11 protein-coding genes and 1 other annotated feature (1 of these 12 running past the window's edge) are annotated in these 17,162 nt (G+C 37.0%); of the genes, 5 read left to right on the top strand and 6 right to left on the bottom strand.

What is annotated here, in order from left to right:
- Nucleotides 1-168: a binding site (T-box leader), on the bottom strand (it extends 34 nt beyond the left edge of the window).
- A gap of 158 nt (nucleotides 169-326) precedes the next feature.
- From AC3IS5_RS04590 to AC3IS5_RS04575, 4 genes are all read left to right on the top strand, one after another.
- Nucleotides 327-2,945 carry a transglycosylase domain-containing protein gene (locus AC3IS5_RS04590; RefSeq protein WP_489427816.1) on the top strand — a complete coding sequence of 873 codons (2,619 nt, stop codon included), beginning with the start codon at nucleotides 327-329 and terminating at the stop codon, nucleotides 2,943-2,945.
- Between the two features lie 199 nt (nucleotides 2,946-3,144).
- Nucleotides 3,145-3,777 (top strand): GNAT family N-acetyltransferase, encoded by a 633-nt coding sequence (locus AC3IS5_RS04585; RefSeq protein WP_489426748.1) that lies wholly within the window; start codon nucleotides 3,145-3,147, stop codon nucleotides 3,775-3,777.
- 26 nt (nucleotides 3,778-3,803) lie between these two features.
- Nucleotides 3,804-4,451 carry an acetoin utilization AcuB family protein gene (locus tag AC3IS5_RS04580; RefSeq protein ID WP_489426747.1) on the top strand — a complete coding sequence of 216 codons (648 nt, stop codon included), beginning with the start codon at nucleotides 3,804-3,806 and terminating at the stop codon, nucleotides 4,449-4,451.
- Complete coding sequence (locus AC3IS5_RS04575) at nucleotides 4,421-5,608, top strand: acetoin utilization protein AcuC (protein ID WP_489426746.1); 1,188 nt, start codon at nucleotides 4,421-4,423, stop codon at nucleotides 5,606-5,608. The genes AC3IS5_RS04580 and AC3IS5_RS04575 overlap by 31 nt, the downstream gene beginning before the upstream one ends.
- A gap of 69 nt (nucleotides 5,609-5,677) precedes the next feature.
- On the opposite strand, the gene ccpA is transcribed toward AC3IS5_RS04575, so the two are convergent.
- Together ccpA and AC3IS5_RS04565 are read right to left on the bottom strand one after the other, a co-directional pair.
- Nucleotides 5,678-6,676, bottom strand: coding sequence for a catabolite control protein A (gene ccpA / locus AC3IS5_RS04570; RefSeq protein WP_489426745.1), 999 nt, complete (start codon nucleotides 6,674-6,676; stop codon nucleotides 5,678-5,680).
- Nucleotides 6,677-6,781: 105 nt separating this feature from the next.
- On the bottom strand, nucleotides 6,782-7,867 hold the full coding sequence (locus tag AC3IS5_RS04565) for a bifunctional 3-deoxy-7-phosphoheptulonate synthase/chorismate mutase (protein WP_390394056.1): 1,086 nt from the start codon (nucleotides 7,865-7,867) through the stop codon (nucleotides 6,782-6,784).
- A gap of 181 nt (nucleotides 7,868-8,048) precedes the next feature.
- Here AC3IS5_RS04565 and AC3IS5_RS04560 point away from each other — a divergent pair, with 181 nt between their 5' ends.
- Entirely contained in the window at nucleotides 8,049-10,208 is a 2,160-nt protein-coding gene (locus AC3IS5_RS04560) for a cell division FtsA domain-containing protein (protein WP_489426744.1), read from the top strand.
- A 69-nt stretch (nucleotides 10,209-10,277) separates the two neighbouring features.
- Here AC3IS5_RS04560 and AC3IS5_RS04555 read toward each other — a convergent pair whose 3' ends face one another.
- From AC3IS5_RS04555 to AC3IS5_RS04540, 4 genes are all read right to left on the bottom strand, one after another.
- Entirely contained in the window at nucleotides 10,278-10,871 is a 594-nt protein-coding gene (locus AC3IS5_RS04555; protein WP_489426743.1) for a YtxH domain-containing protein, read from the bottom strand.
- A gap of 20 nt (nucleotides 10,872-10,891) precedes the next feature.
- Complete coding sequence (locus AC3IS5_RS04550) at nucleotides 10,892-11,365, bottom strand: DUF948 domain-containing protein (protein ID WP_489426742.1); 474 nt, start codon at nucleotides 11,363-11,365, stop codon at nucleotides 10,892-10,894.
- A 200-nt stretch (nucleotides 11,366-11,565) separates the two neighbouring features.
- The gene (murC, locus tag AC3IS5_RS04545; RefSeq protein ID WP_489426741.1) at nucleotides 11,566-12,876 is read right to left on the bottom strand and encodes a UDP-N-acetylmuramate--L-alanine ligase; all 1,311 of its coding nucleotides are present in this window, start codon (nucleotides 12,874-12,876) and stop codon (nucleotides 11,566-11,568) included.
- Nucleotides 12,877-13,033: 157 nt separating this feature from the next.
- A complete protein-coding gene (locus AC3IS5_RS04540) occupies nucleotides 13,034-16,990 on the bottom strand; it encodes a DNA translocase FtsK (protein WP_489426740.1) in 3,957 nt (1,318 codons plus the stop codon).
- Nucleotides 16,991-17,162: the final 172 nt, after the last annotated feature.

Genomic DNA, 17,162 nt, shown 5'->3' with positions numbered 1-17,162 from the left:
ACCCAGCTTGAAGAAAAAATGATTCTTCCGGCTCATACGTCTTAACGCGACGCTTACGTTCTCGCTCCAAATGTGTAATTCGTGTTCATATTATGACTAGCTTTCACCAACCGCTAGCTCTCTATACAGGGAATATGTTCACTACTGCGCACTTTTCAACGCTCGAAAAACTATTAATGACTATTGTACTTCATTTAGATTCATTGTCAATAAATATTATTAGTCATAAATCAATTATGGTATAATTAACGAGATTTTAGGAGGTCGATTTAGTGATAGAACAATTTAAAAAATGGGTTAAAAAAATAGACAATCGTATTCAAGAAATGACTTCTATGAGATGGATGAAAACACTACGCATAACATCAAGCGTAATCTGGAATTTATGTTTATTATTTATCACATTAGCAGTTATAGGTTTTGTATTTGTAGGGTCTATTGGCGCTGGATATTTTGCTTCCCTCGTAAAAGAAGAGCCTCTGCGAGCAAAAGCTGAAATGCGTAGCGACATTTTAACTTATGATGAAACGAGTGATCTCTACTTCGCAGGTGGAAAATATTTAGGTAAAATGCGTTCAGACTTAGAACGACGTGAAACTACTCTAGATAAGGTCTCGCCTAATGTAATTAATGCTGTACTAGCTACAGAGGACGAATACTTCTATGAACATAACGGTATTGTGCCAAAAGCAGTTTTCCGTGGATTGTTACAAGATGTAACGAACTCTTCGACTCAAACAGGTGGCTCCACATTAACGCAGCAATTAATTAAAAACCAAATTTTAACAAATGAAGTTTCTTACGAGCGTAAAGCGAAGGAATTATTACTCGCAATGCGACTTGAAAAATTCATGGACAAAGACGAAATTTTAGAAGCTTATTTAAATATTATTCCTTATGGTAGAAATGCATCTGGGCGTAATATTGCTGGAATCGAAACAGCAGCTGAAGGTATTTTCAATAAAAAAGCAAGTGAACTTAACCTTGCACAAGCTGCCTATATCGCAGGTATTCCACAATCACCTTATGCCTATACACCATTTACACAGCAAGGAAAGCTTAAAGATAAAGATTCATTAGCACTTGGCATTAATCGTATGAAAACTGTTCTATATCGTATGCATGAAACAGGCTATATTACGGACAAGCAGTATAAAAAAGCGTTGAAATACAATATTAAAAAAGATTTCCGTAAGCCGGAACTTCGCCCAGAAGAAAAATATCCATATGTAACATATGAAATTGAAAGCCGTGCGAAAGATATTATGGCTACTATTTTAGCTAAAAAAGATGGATTAGATCCAAAACGATTAAAAAATGAAAAGAAATTAAAAGAAAAGTATACAATCTTAGCAGATCGTGAATTGAGATCAAAAGGTTATAAGATATACTCTACAATTGATAAGAAAATGTATGACAATATGCAAAATGTAAAAGATAACTTTGCCTATTACGGCGCTACATTTAAAAAGACTGTTACAGATTCAGAGACTGGAAAAAGTAAACAAGTTGATGTACCTGTACAAGTTGGTAGTATTGTCATGGAAAACAAAACAGGTAAAATCTTAAGCTTCGTCGGTGGTCGTGACTTTAAATTAGAAGAACTAAACCATGCGACTCAAGCTAAACGTTCAAATGGTTCTACTATGAAGCCACTTCTAGTTTATGCACCAGCGATTGAATATGGAGTAATCGGGGCAGGTAGTCCTGTAGTCGATGTGAAATTTAGCATGCCTGGATGGTCTCCATCAAACTATACTGAAAGTGATAACCGAGGTATTATTTCGGCACGTGAAGCTTTAAAAGACTCACAAAACTTACCAGCAATCCGACTGTACAGCCAAATCATGAACCGTAGACCTGCTGATTTACTTGCCAAAAATGGCTTCTCAGATTTAGATGCGGATGATTATACGAACTACGCAACTTCTATTGGCGCGCTAAAATATGGTGTAACTGTGGAAGAAAATACGAATGCATTTGCAACTTTTGCAAATGGAGGTAAATTCGTAGATGGTTATATGATTTCTAAAATTGTTGATTCAGACGGTAAAACTGTATATAAACACAAATCAAAAGCAAAACAAGTATACAGTCCACAAACTTCCTATATCATTACGGATATGATGCGTGATGTATTGAAACAAGGAACTGGTACTACAGCAAATGCTGGCCTGAAATTTAGTGCAGACTTCGCTGCTAAAACAGGTACATCACAAAACTATAATGATGTTTGGTTAGTCGGGTTTAACCCTGATATTTCATTAGGCGTATGGATGGGTTACGATACACCACAGACACTTTATCAATACAATGAAACTTACTTACAACCAAGTACTCGTATAAATATGTTATGGGCTAGACTGATGAACTCTGTTTATGATTCTAATCCAAAATTAGCTACAGCATCTGGCAAACGCTTCACTGCTCCTCCAGGTGTAGTTAGTCAGACATTCTGTGGTTTGTCTGGACGAGCATTATCTTCAGCATGTTCAAAAGCAGGGTTCTCAAGAACTGATTTATTTAACTCTCAAGTGATGTTACCTACTAGTCCAGATGATAGCTTCAACTCAAGTGGCGGCTTAAATCCTGACTTTATCTCTCGTATGTTAGGAACCCTGGGTGGAGACCCTGCAGGTATTCTATCATCAAAAGAGAAAGAAAAATTAGATGCTGCAAACAAACCTAATGATGAGAAAGACAAGGATAAAGATAAGAATAAAGATAAAGATAAACAACCAAATAACAATCCTTCAAATTCAAACGCAAATACTAATAAAGACAAAGACAAAGATAAGAATCAGCAACCTAATACGGATAATAAAAAACCGATATCGGACAAAGACAATACAACTGAGCCAGATAAAGACAAGGACCCAAGTACCGATAAAGATAAGGATAAAGATACTAGTAATGAAAACAACGATGCTAGTAACAACAATTAATCCTTCTCAAAGAGCATTCTACAGACTTGTAGAATGCTCTTTTCTTATACCATTTAATTGCATCTAAACCTCATTAATTAAACCTTTTATCACCCTACAAACTTTTGACACTAGACATATAATTTTCTCATTTATGTAATTATTCTCTTTTTCATTCATGTATAATTGAAATACAATATCTTAGTAAGGCGGTGAAATAATGGAATTTATTAAAACTTATTACGGCGTTAATATGGAAACTAAATCAGGTCAAATTGTGGTCGAAGGTCCTATCCAACCTGAGCAATTAGAAAAACTAAAGTTTCATGAGGATTTAACAGCTTTTCGAGTTGCTAAACAACAATTTAAAGCGTTAATAGGAATAGCCAAATTACCTGAAGGACGTATTATTATTGCACGTAATGAGGATACCATCGTCGGTTATGCAACCTTTTTATACCCTGATCCATTAGAACGTTGGTCAGAAGGGAAAATGGAAAATTTAATTGAACTTGGAGCAATCGAAGTCATACCAGAATTTCGTGGAGCAGGTGTAGGTAAACAAATACTTCGCGTATCTATGATGGATGATGCGATGGAGGACTATATCGTTATTACAACCGAATATTATTGGCACTGGGATTTAAAAAGAACCGGACTAAATGTTTGGGAATATCGTAAAATCATGGAAAAAATGATGAACGCGGGAGGTCTGGAGAATTTCGCTACAGATGAACCTGAAATCTCTTCACACCCCGCGAATTGCCTAATGGCACGTATTGGTAGTAGAGTTAATAGTCAATCAATTCAAAGGTTTGATCAGCTACGTTTTAAAAGCCGTTTCATGTACTAAACAACTACACAAAGGGGATTTTGTCTATGATTGTTGAAGAAATCATGAATACAACTGTGTACTCCTTAAAGCCATCCAACACTATTAAGGAGGCTGTTCAGCTACTTAAAAAAGAACAGATTCGTCATTTACCTATTACAAATGCAGCTAATGAAGTTATTGGCCTAGTGACAGAAAGGGATATAAAAAACGCGCTCCCGTCTTCCCTGCTCAAAATACCAGACGAAGGTATCTATGACCAACCATTAGAAAATATTATGACAAAGAATATAATTGTTGGTCATCCACTTGATTTCGTCGAAGAGATCGCCATAATTTTTTATGAACATCGTATTGGTTGTTTACCTATCATCAGTGGTGGTAAATTAGTAGGGATCGTAACAGGAACAGACTTACTGTATAACTATATTGAGTTAACTGGAGCAAATAAACCAAGCTCACACATAGAAATTCGTGTACCCGATATCGTCGGCATATTATTTGAAGTAACAAAAGTATTCCATAAGCACCACGCGAGTGTATTGAGTGTCTTAGTATATCCTGATAAAGAGTTTGATGAGATGAAAATACTATCTATACGAGTAAAAATCATGAATCCTCTTTCCATCATTGAGGATTTACGAAAAGAAGGGTTTGATGTGCTATGGCCAAATATGCCGGGCATGAAACTGTAGAAATGAACGCCGTATTCATCTACTCAGATAACCAACTTGGATATAAATTTTCAGACACTCATCCTTTTAATCAAAAAAGACTAACTTTAACAGTCGATTTACTAAATGAGCTTGGTGCCTTAAATAAAGCAGATATTGTTGAACCACGTATCGCAACAGATGAAGAAATTCTTCTCGGTCACGATTCAAAGTATATGGATATAGTAAAAAAAGCAGGCCACGGTGAAATAACAAATGAACAAGGTGAGCAGTATGGCATCGGCACAGAGGATACGCCCATCTTTCCATTTATGCATGAAGCGAGTGCTCATATCGTAGGTGGCACACTAACCGCATGCGATTATGTGATGCAAGGAAAGGCTAAGCATGCTGCTAATTTAGGTGGTGGACTTCATCACGGCTTTAAAGGTCGTGCTTCGGGATTTTGTATCTATAATGACAGCACTGTAGCCATCAAGTATATGCAACAAAAATACAATGCTAGAGTACTCTATATCGATACAGACGCACATCATGGTGACGGTGTTCAATGGAGCTTTTACGACGATCCAGATGTGTGTACTATATCTATTCACGAAACAGGTCGTTATCTTTTCCCTGGCACTGGGAACGTTACAGAAAGAGGAACTGGTGAGGGTCATGGTACTTCTTTCAATTTACCGATTGATGCTTTCACAGAAGATGAGTCATTTTTGGACATCTATGAAACAGCCTTTAGAGAAATAGTCGCGCATTTTAAACCAGATGTTATTTTGACACAAAATGGTGCAGATGCACATTATTTTGATCCCCTAACTCATCTGTATGGTTCGATGAAGATTTATAAAGAAATACCTCGGATCGCTCATGAGCTAGCACATGAATATTGTGGTGGCCGCTGGATTGCTGTCGGTGGAGGCGGCTATGATATTTGGCGAGTAGTCCCAAGGGCCTGGTCACTAATTTGGACAGAAATGACTGATCAAAAAGCTCCTGATGGGCCACTCCCGTCTGCTTGGTTAGAAAAGTGGCAGCCCGAATCTCCAGTCACCCTAATCCCTACTTGGATGGATCCAATTAATATGTATAATGAAGTTCCAAGAAAAGTAGAAATCACAGAAAAAAATCATCAAATTTTAGAAAAAGCATTGTACATGATTCGTTCTATCCAAAGCTAAACATATATAAAAAGGATCGCTCTATCGTCTTTTACACGATGTTAGAGCAATCCTTTTTTATTGAAGTATTTATTTTACTGAATCTCGTTCTTCAATACGGTGTGGAAGTATAACAATTCCATCTTCCACTGTTTCTTTGTTCATAAATTTAGTTAATAGGCGCATTGAAACCGCACCTATATCATACAGCGGTAATACAACACTTGTTAATTGAGGGCGTACCATTCGTGCCAGCTTCGAGTTTTCAAAACTGATTACTTCAATATCTTCCGGCACTTTCTTACCTGCATCTTGTGCACCATGGATAATTCCGATGGCTAGCTCGTCACTACCAGCAAAGAAGGCTGTTGGTGCATTTTCAAGCTTGCTTAGCTCTGACCAATCTTCGATACCACTATCATAAGAGTCTTCATTAGCAATAACAAGATTGTTATCCAATTCAATACCCGCTTCTTCTAATGCTCTCTTGTAGCCAGCAAATTTATATTCTCGGTTAATCGTAGAAGTGAATGGTCCTGACACGAAAGCAATTCGTTTATGGCCATTATCTATTAGTCGGCTAACTGCTTCATAAGCCGCTTGTAAATAATCGATATTTACAGATGGTATTTTTTGTGTTTGGTCAATTGAACCCGCCAAAACGATTGGTACAGGGGACTGTCCCATTTTATCTAATAGTTCTTCTGTGACTTGCTCGCTCATCAAAACAATTCCATCAACTTGCTTACCATACATATTATCTAATAACTGTATTTCCTTCTCTTCTCGTTGATCGGAATTGGATAAAATAATATTATAGCGATACATTGTCGCGATATCTTCAATACCTCTCGCCAGCTCAGCATAGAAAATATTGGATATATCCGGAATGATAACGCCTACTGTCGTTGTTTTTTTACTTGCTAAGCCACGAGCAACCGCATTTGGTCTATATTCTAAGCGTTCAATTACATCAAGAACTTTTTTTCTAGTTGACGGCTTAACGTTTGGGTTGCCGTTGACGACACGTGAAACTGTCGCCATAGAAACATTTGCTTCACGTGCAACATCATAAATTGTAACGGTCACTTGATGACCTCCTTTTCTTTTCTTCTTTTTATGATACGACAATTAGCAAAGATTTTTCAACAAAAGAAAGGTGACGATTCTAGTAATTCGAATCGTCACCCCCTATTATGCGTGTATTTCGTAAGATTTCATGAACTTTTGTAGTGTTTCGTAGAATTCATCGAATTGTGGAATGCTCATTTGTTGTTGAGCATCCGATAATGCAACTGCTGGATCTGGATGAACTTCTGCCATGACACCATCTGCTCCAATGGCAATGGCTGCTTTAGCACATGGTAATAGTAAATCACGACGACCAGTTGAGTGCGTTACATCTACAAATACTGGTAAATGTGTTTCTTGTTTTAAAATTGGAACAGCTGAAATATCTAATGTGTTACGTGTCGCTTTTTCATATGTGCGAATACCACGTTCACAAAGAATAATTTGATCATTACCTTTTGAGATAATGTATTCTGCTGCATTGATGAATTCATCAATTGTTGCTGCTAAACCACGTTTTAAAAGTACAGGTTTATTTGTCGCTCCTGCTGCTTTTAATAATTCGAAGTTTTGCATATTACGTGCACCGATTTGGATAACATCGATATGATCTAATGCTTCATCCAAATGTGATGGTGTAACAATTTCAGAAACTACAGCTAAACCGAATTCTTTTGAAATTTGTTTTAAAATTTTCAAACCTTCAAGACCAAGACCTTGGAAGTCATATGGAGAAGTACGTGGTTTGTACGCTCCGCCACGAATCATTTTCAAACCTTTTGATTGAATCGATGCAGCAACTGCTGCAACTTGCTCGTATGATTCAACCGCACATGGACCAAATACGAATGTTGGTTCTCCAGATCCAATTGCTTCTCCGTTAATATTCACAATTGTATCCTCTGGTTTACGTTTACGAGATACTAATAATTCTTTTTTATGATCTGTTTCCTGTAATTTCAATGCTGATTTAAAGATTTCTTTGAAAATATGTTCAATCGTACCCTGACTAAGTGGACCTTCATGATTTTCTTTCAAAAGGTTCAACATATGTCTCTCACGAAGAGGATCATAACGATTAACACCTTGTTTTTCTTTAATCTTTCCAATTTCTTGTACGACTTCTGCACGTTCGTTAATTAAACTTAAAATTTCAAGGTTTAATGCGTCTACGCGGTCACGTAAGTGATCTAAATTTTGATGACTCATTGCGTTTCTCCTCACTTCCTCGTATCAGGTACTTTCAGTAGACTGAAAACTATGATACATTTTTAGATAATAAGACTATTATAATCAATGTTTTTGAAAAAGTCACGCAATATTTCTTTAACGCTTCAACGCGGCGAAGTATATTGCTTTAAATGCACATGAAAGGACGTGGCAAAACACGATGTCTAAGCTATTTGCATTAGATATAGGTACACGCTCTGTAGTTGGAATAATTATAGAAGAACAAGGTGAAAATTTCCACGTTGTCGACTTAATGATTGAAGAACACAAGGAACGTGCCATGGTAGATGGTCAAATACATAATGTATTACATGTAGCTACTTTAATAGAGAAAATTAAAACACAACTTGAAGAGAAACACGGCCCTCTTCATAAAGTAAGTGTTGCGGCTGCGGGTCGAGCTTTAAAAACTGAACAAGCTGCTGTCACGATTAATATAAAAAACCGTCTTGCTTTCACTGAAGAAGATATTAGCCGTTTAGAATTAGCCGCTGTTCAACAAGCCCAGCAACAACTATTACAAAATAAAGAAGAAAAAAATAATACTAGTCATTATTATTGTGTTGGCTATTCAGTTTTATACTACCGTTTAGACCAAGAAGAAATTGGCAGTTTAATTGACCAACAAGGCGAGGAAGCTTCAGTTGAAGTAATTGCTACATTCTTACCAAGAGTCGTCGTAGAATCACTGTTAGCGGCTCTTAAACGTGCAAATTTAGAGATGGAAGCATTAACCCTTGAACCAATCGCAGCCATCAATGCGTTAATTCCTCCTACAATGCGCCGTTTAAATGTCGCTCTAGTGGATATAGGTGCAGGTACGTCGGATATCGCCATTACAGATAAAAGTACAGTTGTAGCTTATGGAATGGTACCTACAGCTGGTGATGAAATTACAGAGGCGTTAAGTGACCATTACTTACTGGACTTCCCTGTTGCTGAAAAAGCAAAAAAAGAAATGGCTACACAAGATGAGATTAATATTCAAGATATATTAGGATTCGACCAGTTTTACCCGCGCTCTGAAATTATGGAAAAATTACGTCCAGCAGTCGTACAACTCGCTACAGCAATTGGCACTGAAATTTTACGATTAAATAATCAGATTGCTCCAAAAGCTGTTTTACTAGTAGGCGGTGGCAGTTTAACACCGGATTTACCACTGGAACTTTGCAGAGTTTTAGAGTTACCAGAAAATCGGGTAGCAGTTCGAGGAATTGATGCCATTCAACAACTCACAAGGGAGGATCATGTTCCTGCCTCTCCTGAGCTTGTAACACCTATTGGTATTGCCATTGCCGCAAAACGAGCACCAATAAAATATATGACCGTTGAAGTAAATAAACAAATCATCCGTCTATTTGAATTAAAAGAGATGACGGTGTCAGACGCATTACTTGCAGCCAATGTTTTAGCCACAAAATTATACGGTAAACCAGGTTTAGCTCTTTCAATTAAAGTAAACGATCAGGACATCTTTATACCCGGTGGTCATGGCAGCCCAACTGAAATTTTCGTTAACGGTAATAAAGCAAATACCAAACACCTCATCCAAAATGGTGATATCATTGAGTTAAAAGAAGGCGAAAATGGAGCACCTGCTCAAGCTTCGGTGAAAGATATATTAGATGATGCTGGTATTAAAAAAGTATTCATCCAAGATTTAACATATGAAATACAACCGAAAATCACGGTAAACGGCCAAACAGTCTCCTTGGATACGCAATTGAAAGATCGTGACATTGTTTCTATTAAAACAGCCGATACCATAGAAGAAATTTTACATTGGACTAACAATCAAGACCTTATAAAACGATTAACACCATTTACAATATATGTTGATAACAAGCCTGTAAGTTTATTAGAATTCACGAGTAGTTTAACACTTAACAGTCTTCCAACAAAACTTCACTATGCTATGAAGAATAATGATCGCATAACCATCCAAATGACCGAATTGCCGACAGTTGGACAGATCGCTAAGCGCCTTAACATGCAAATAGAAGATCGCATAATCGTAACATTCCAAGATGAAACGTTAGAAATGATTAAAACTTGCATGTCTGTTTATATAAATGGAGAAATTGCAAATAAATCAGATGTCATACCAAATGGCGCAAAAATTCAATTTGTCACAAAAGATACTAGTAACTGGATTTACCAAGATGTATTCCGTTTTTCCAATTGGCAATTACCTACAGATTTCAAAGGCTCATTTTCAATATTACGTAATGAAAAACCTTCAAAATTCGATGCAGAAATCTTCGGTGGCGATCGACTTTCTATTACATTAAATAAAATAGAGCAAGAAATCTTATAAAAAACGAAAAAAAGCTGTCTCAAATGTTCTAATTACGAACTTTGAGATAGCTTTTTACTTATTAATACATTATCTGTTTTTTGAAGCTTCAGCTTTTGCTTCTTTCGTTACAGACTCGACTACTTCTACTGCTTCTTCAAGAGCCAAGCTTACAGCCGTCGGCTCATTAGTTTCTGCTTCATATTCTGCAATCGTTTTTTCCATTGTTTCCATGATATCAATCGGCTCTTCACCTTCAGAAGAAGCCGTTCCATCATCCAATGGCTGAGTTGTTTTAGATTTGATTGATTTTACTTTATCAACTAGTTGACCTGATTGTTCTTGTAGCGTTTTTGAAATTTGAGCAGACTTTTCCTTTGCAGTGGAAGAAAGCTCAATACTTTTTACTTTGATTTGGCTTGCTTGTGTTGCCACATCGTTACGCAATTCTTTACCTGTTTTAGGAGCTAAAAATAACGCTGCAGCAGCCCCAACAATACCACCTACAAATGCACCGATCACAAAATCTTTTACATTTACATTTGATTCGTCATAGAGAGATTCAGTTTTATGTTCATAAGGTTGTGGTAAGTAAGCATTCTCTTCCGAACCCTCAATACCTTGGTTCCCATAAACATCATAATTATTTCTCACATCATTGTAATTCGGTTTTTGTTCTGACATACCTAGCGCCTCCCAAAGTCTTATTTTCTTCTTTTTCGCTTACCAGTTTCATCTGGTGTATTCACTGAAACTGTTTCACTGTTTGCTTTACGCTCTTTCATCTTACCACGTATTCCCATAAATGCGTTACTCCATTGAATAACTTGAGCGATCTGATCACTGTTTTTTGAAACGTTTGAATAAATAGAAGATGTCACTTGTTGCACTGAATTATTCAATCCATTTACTGAATCGCCAAAACCTTTAACAGCTTGAACTACGGTATTCAGTTGTTGAGATTTATCCTGAATATCCTCTGCCAAACTATTTGATTTTTCTAACAAGCTTGTTGTCTCACGTGTAATCCCTTGCATTTGACCTTCAATTCCAGCCATCGTATTCGCTACATTATTTAACGTCGTTTTCAACGAATTTAATGTCATTGTTAAACCAATACATAAAACAAGGAACCCAACAGCCGCAACTAGTGCTGCTATATACAAAATAACTATCATCTTACACCCTCCTTACTATATACATTTAAGTTCCCACAAAATGAATGTATTTAAACATTACATATTACAATACATTCAACAAAACATTGCTAAATCCTGCTAATCATCATCACTATACTACAAAAATAAAGAATTTTCCATAAAAAAAACAGCTCAGCCTCTAGGAGAGGTTAAACTGTTTTTTTATATTTTCGCTTGTATTATGCGTTTTCTTCTAATAAAAGAGCTTCAAATGCTTCTTGGAATTTATGGACATCGCCTGCACCCATAAACAAGAATACAGAATCTTTATGCTCTATTAAAGAAGGAATATTTTCTAACTTCAATAGTTCACTGCCTTCAATTAGATCTACTAAATCTTGTATAGACAGAGCACCTGATTTTTCACGCGCAGAGCTGAAAATATCACAAAGATAAACACTATCTGCTTCACTTAAACTATCCGCAAAATCTTGTAAAAAAGCTTGTGTACGTGTAAATGTATGTGGTTGGAAAATAGCTACAACTTCGCGATTCGGGTATTTTTGTCGTGCAGATTGAATTGTCGCTCTAATCTCTGTAGGATGGTGAGCATAATCATCAATTAATGTACGTGCGCCAATTGCTGTCTCAGTAAAACGACGTTTAACACCATCGTAAGTACTTAAACGAGCTTGAATCGTTTCAGCTGGAACTCCTTCATAATGGCATAAAGAAATCACTGCAAGTGTATTTAAGACATTATGATCTCCAAACATTGGAATATGGAATTTACTATAGAATTCGTTGCGTACGAAAACATCGAAGGTAGAACCTTCAGTTGTTTTTTCTACATTACGCGCTTCAAAATCATTTTCAGAACCAAAACCGTAAAATACGACTGGTACATTAGCTTGAATTTTTTGTAAGTGTTCATCGTCACCGCAAGCAATAATAGCTTTTTTTACTTGTAATGCCATCGATTGAAACGCATCAAACACATCTTCTATATCTTTATAATAGTCAGGGTGATCAAAATCAATATTCGTCATCACTGCATAATCTGGATGATACGCTAAGAAATGACGGCGGTATTCGCATGCTTCCATTACGAAGTTTTGAGCATCTACTGCCCCGCCACCAGTACCATCACCAATTAAAAACGAAGTCGGCTTGTCTCCTTCCAACACATGAGACATCAAACCTGTTGTTGAAGTTTTACCATGGGCTCCTGTAATAGCGACTGATGTATATTGTTCTAAATATTCCCCTAGGAATGTATGATAACGAATTACTTCTACACCGATTTCACGGGCTTTTACTAACTCTGGGTGCTCGTCCGTAAAAGCATTACCCGCAATTACAATCATTCCTGGTTGAATGTTGTTCTCATCGAAAGGCAAGATGGTAATATTGCGCTCTCTTAAAGGATCCTCTGTAAAAAAGTATGTTTCGATATCGGAACCTTGAACCGTCTCACCTGAATCAAATAGAATTTGTGCAAGTGAACTCATTCCTGATCCTTTAATTCCTGTAAAATGATAAACTGTCATGTTGAAACCTCCCGGGAAAGTTTCCTTACCCTTGATTAATCAAATCTTTAAAACATATTACATTATAGCATGGATTACTACACTTCTAAAATAAACGATAATTCCCACTCTTCCACTTTAATTATTTAGAAGTAATAAGACATTAGTCATAAATAATTTACATTTCATCATATCCGTTATTAAAGAGATTCTCTAAATCTTGTGTTTTCAAAAAGACATCACGTGGTTTTGTGCCCTTTGACTCTGAGATAAATCCTTGAGCTTCCATCATGTCTACTAATCTGGCTGCTCGATTATAACCGATATGGAATTTTCTTTGTAAAGAAGATGTCGAAACTGTACCTTGCTCACAAATATGACGGCATGCCTCTTCAAATAACTCATCTTGTTCCTCAATTGCCTCAGCTTTTCTCAACAATTCTTCTTGTTCAAAAATATATTCCGGTTCACCTAGTGATCGCATATAGTCTGTCACAGCTTCTATTTCTTCATCCGTTACGAATGTACCTTGCACACGAATAGGCCCAGACATTCCATTACCTAAGTACAGCATATCACCACGACCTAATAATCGCTCCGCACCTTGGCTATCTAATATTGTACGTGAATCAATTTGAGATGATACAGAGAAAGCAATACGTGTCGGAATATTAGACTTAATTAGCCCTGTAATAACATCTACAGATGGACGTTGAGTTGCAAGTACTAAATGAATACCACAAGCTCTTGCTTTTTGAGCAATTCTACAAATAGCCTCTTCCACATCAGTAGGAGCCATCATCATTAAATCTGCTAATTCATCAATGACAATCACTAAATATGGCATTTTCAATGAAAATTTTCGTTCTTCTTCAACCATGGTATTGTATCGAGTAATATCTCGCGCGCCAACATGTGCGAACAACTGATAACGTCTTTCCATTTCCTCTACAGCCCATTTTAAAGCTGCAGTAGCTGCCTTGACATCAGTAATCACCGGGCTCACTAAATGAGGAATATGATTAAATGCAGCCAATTCCACCATTTTAGGGTCAATTAATAGCAGTTTCACATCTTGTGGGCTAGCTTTTAATAATAGACTAACCAAAATTGAGTTAATGCAAACAGATTTACCAGATCCAGTTGCCCCTGCAATTAATCCATGAGGCATTTTACGAAGATCCAGCGTTACCGGTTTTCCTGTTAAATCTAAACCCAACGCTGCTTCAAGAGGCGAATCTGAATCAATAAATAACTGGTCACCAACAATCTCAGAAATTCGCACTGGTCGTGATTTTTGGTTTGGAATTTCAATTCCGATTGAGCTCTTACCTGGAATCGGCGCTTGAATACGTATATCCCTAGCAGCAAGAGCCAGTTTCAAATCATCTGCTAAATTTCGTATTTTACTCACCTTGGTACCATGACCAACCGTAATTTCAAATTGCGTTACTGCAGGTCCTTGCACAATTTGAACAATCTCTCCTTTTACTTGAAAATAAGAGAGTGCTTCAATTAGTTTCTCACCTTGCATATCCATCCATTCAAAATCCTCTGTTTTTTCTTCTGGTGACTCTAAATATTTTAGAGATTCATCAAGGTTTTCGTTAATACGTGATGGCATAGGCTCTTCAATTTCCGGTTCGATGACTGGCTCAACTGCTGTCGCCGCAACTTCTTGATTATCAGACACCGTAAAAGATTCTAATATTGGTTGTTGTACAGGGTTCTCAGTAAAAACCGTTCCAACAGGTTGCTCTATAGCGACCAAAGGAAGTACAGTTTCTTCTACACTCGTATTTAATATTTGCTTAGTCTTTGCTTCTCTGAGTGCCCATTTCTCTTTATCTGTTTTTAACATGAGAACATTAAAAGGAAGTTTACTTTCTTCTTTTTTTATTTCTTGGTACTCTTCCTCTTTTGAAGATGGTTCCTCTATCTTTTCTACATTTTCAGATGGCTTTATAGTTGCTTCTATAATTGCATCTTCTGATTTTAAAAGCTCATCTTCAGGCTCTTCCGCTCGACGAATAAGTTCTTCGACAATGGCAGGTTTTTCTTCTATAGTAATCTCCTCTATGGAAGTTTGTGCCTGCCCAACTAATTTTACTTCTAGATTTTGTTCTACAATTTCATCCTGCTCTTTAACTGCAACAGGTATTAGTTGGTGCTGGATTGGCTCTTCCACATAATGTGAAGTGGCTGGAGAGGTAATTTCTTCACAATCAATAACTTGATCATTTACCTCTTCCATTTTTATATTGGATTCAGTTATATTCTCTTCAATAGTAGCTTCGAGAGGCTGTTCTTCCATTACCAGTATTTCAGTAATAACTTGAACTTCCTCTACTTTTGTTTCAGCAATAGCCTGGGCTTCTTCTACTTCTGTTTCAGCAATAACTTGAGTTTCCTCTACTTCTGTTTCAACAATAGCTTGGGCTTCTTCTACTTCTGTTTCAGCAATAACTTGGGCTTCTTCTACTTCTGTTTCAGCAATAACTTGAGCTTCTTCTACTTCTGTTTCAGCAATAACTTGGGCTTCTTCTACTTCTGTTTCAGCAATAACTTGAGCTTCCTCTGCTTTTGTTTCAACAACAGCTTGGAACTCTTCTACTTCTGTTTCAGCAAGAGCTTGGGCTGCATTCATTTCTGTTTCAGCAATAACTTGAGTTTCCTCTGCTTTTGTTTCAACAACAGCTTGGACCTCTTCTATTTCTGTTTCAGCAATAACTTGAGTTTCCTCTGCTTTTGTTTCAACAACAGCTTGGACCTCTTCTACTTCTGTTTCAGCAATAACTTGAGCTTCCTCTGCTTTTGTTTCAACAACAGCTTGAACCTCTTCTACTTCTGTTTCAGCAATAACTTGGGCTTCTTCTGCTTTTGTTTCAACAACAGCTTGGACTTCCTCTACGTTTGTTTCAACAACAGCTTGAACCTCTTCTACTTCTGTTTCAGCAATAACTTGGGCTTCTTCTACTTCTGTTTCAGCAAGAGCTTGGGCTGCATTCATTTCTGTTTCAGCAATAACTTGGGTTTCTTCTGCTTTTGTTTCAACAACAGCTTGGACCTCTTCTACTTCTGTTTCAGCAATAACTTGAGCTTCCTCTGCTTTTGTTTCAACAACAGCTTGAACCTCTTCTACTTCTGTTTCAGCAATAACTTGGGCTTCTTCTGCTTTTGTTTCAACAACAGCTTGGACTTCCTCTACGTTTGTTTCAACAACAGCTTGGACTTCTTCCACTTCTGTTTCTACTGTAGCTTGAACTTCCTTTACTTCTGTTTCAGTAATAACTTGAGTTTCCTCTAGCTTTGATTCAACAATGGCATGTTCTTCTACAGTAGCCTTTTGCGTTACTTCTAAATGATCTTCAGTCTGTTTTAGTTCATCGGATTCATTGCCCTCTAGCTGGTCATGAATAGAACGCATAGGTGGCTTTTGAAAACCATAAACGGGTGAAGGTACATTTGTAGGTTTGAACTTTTGTTTTTTTACTTGCTCTGGCTTTGTGGTAGTCACAGTTTCAGTTTCACTCTCAACCGATCTACGACCTAGTGAAGAACTTGGTCGTTCCCTATAAGGTGCAGTTGTATCAAAATTTGGCTTTGGATTAAATGGATTAATACGCTCTTTTTTTGATGGTGCCTCGTTATAACGATTCTTCGTTGTCGGTCTCGGCTGCTCTCGTGTTTCGAAACGAGCTGGTTCCTGATATTGCTGTACCTGATTTTCAAATGGTGACCTTTTATTTTGCAATGTTGTTTGACTTTGAGAAGATGGTTGGAAACGATCTTGTTTTTGACTTTGGCGCTGTTCTTGCCATTGACCTGGTTGTACGGGTTGTGGCTTAGGTCTAACTTTTTTATTCGATTGTGGTGGCGCTTGCTTGCTTGGAGCTTCCTTCTGTAGCATTTGGGAGCGCTCCGAATCAGAAATAACCGGGAATCGGAAAGCATCTCTCTTACGTAAAAATGCGGGAATAGAATCTTCTTGTTGTACTGTTTCAAATTCTTGTTCTATATATTCTTCATATGTATCTTGTATTTCAATTCTGTCATTACGAATCTTTTTTTCATTATCATATTCTTCGATTTCGTCACCCATAATACGAGCAACTACATTTTTAAACCATTTCATAAGAATCACTCTTTTCCAAATCGTTGCATTCATTTTATCAGTAATAACGCCAAGTATGCAATGAGAAGCGAAAGAATGTACTAGAAAATTACCATTTTTCTCAAATTCACTTCGTATATTAATATAATTATTTCTTTTTTGTTACAAAATTAAAAATCGACATACCTATAAT

It is taken from the genome of Viridibacillus sp. KH_047 (genome assembly GCF_057838945.1).
The sequence above is the reverse complement of the archived record's forward strand: the minus strand, read 5'-3'. Positions and strand labels throughout refer to the sequence as shown.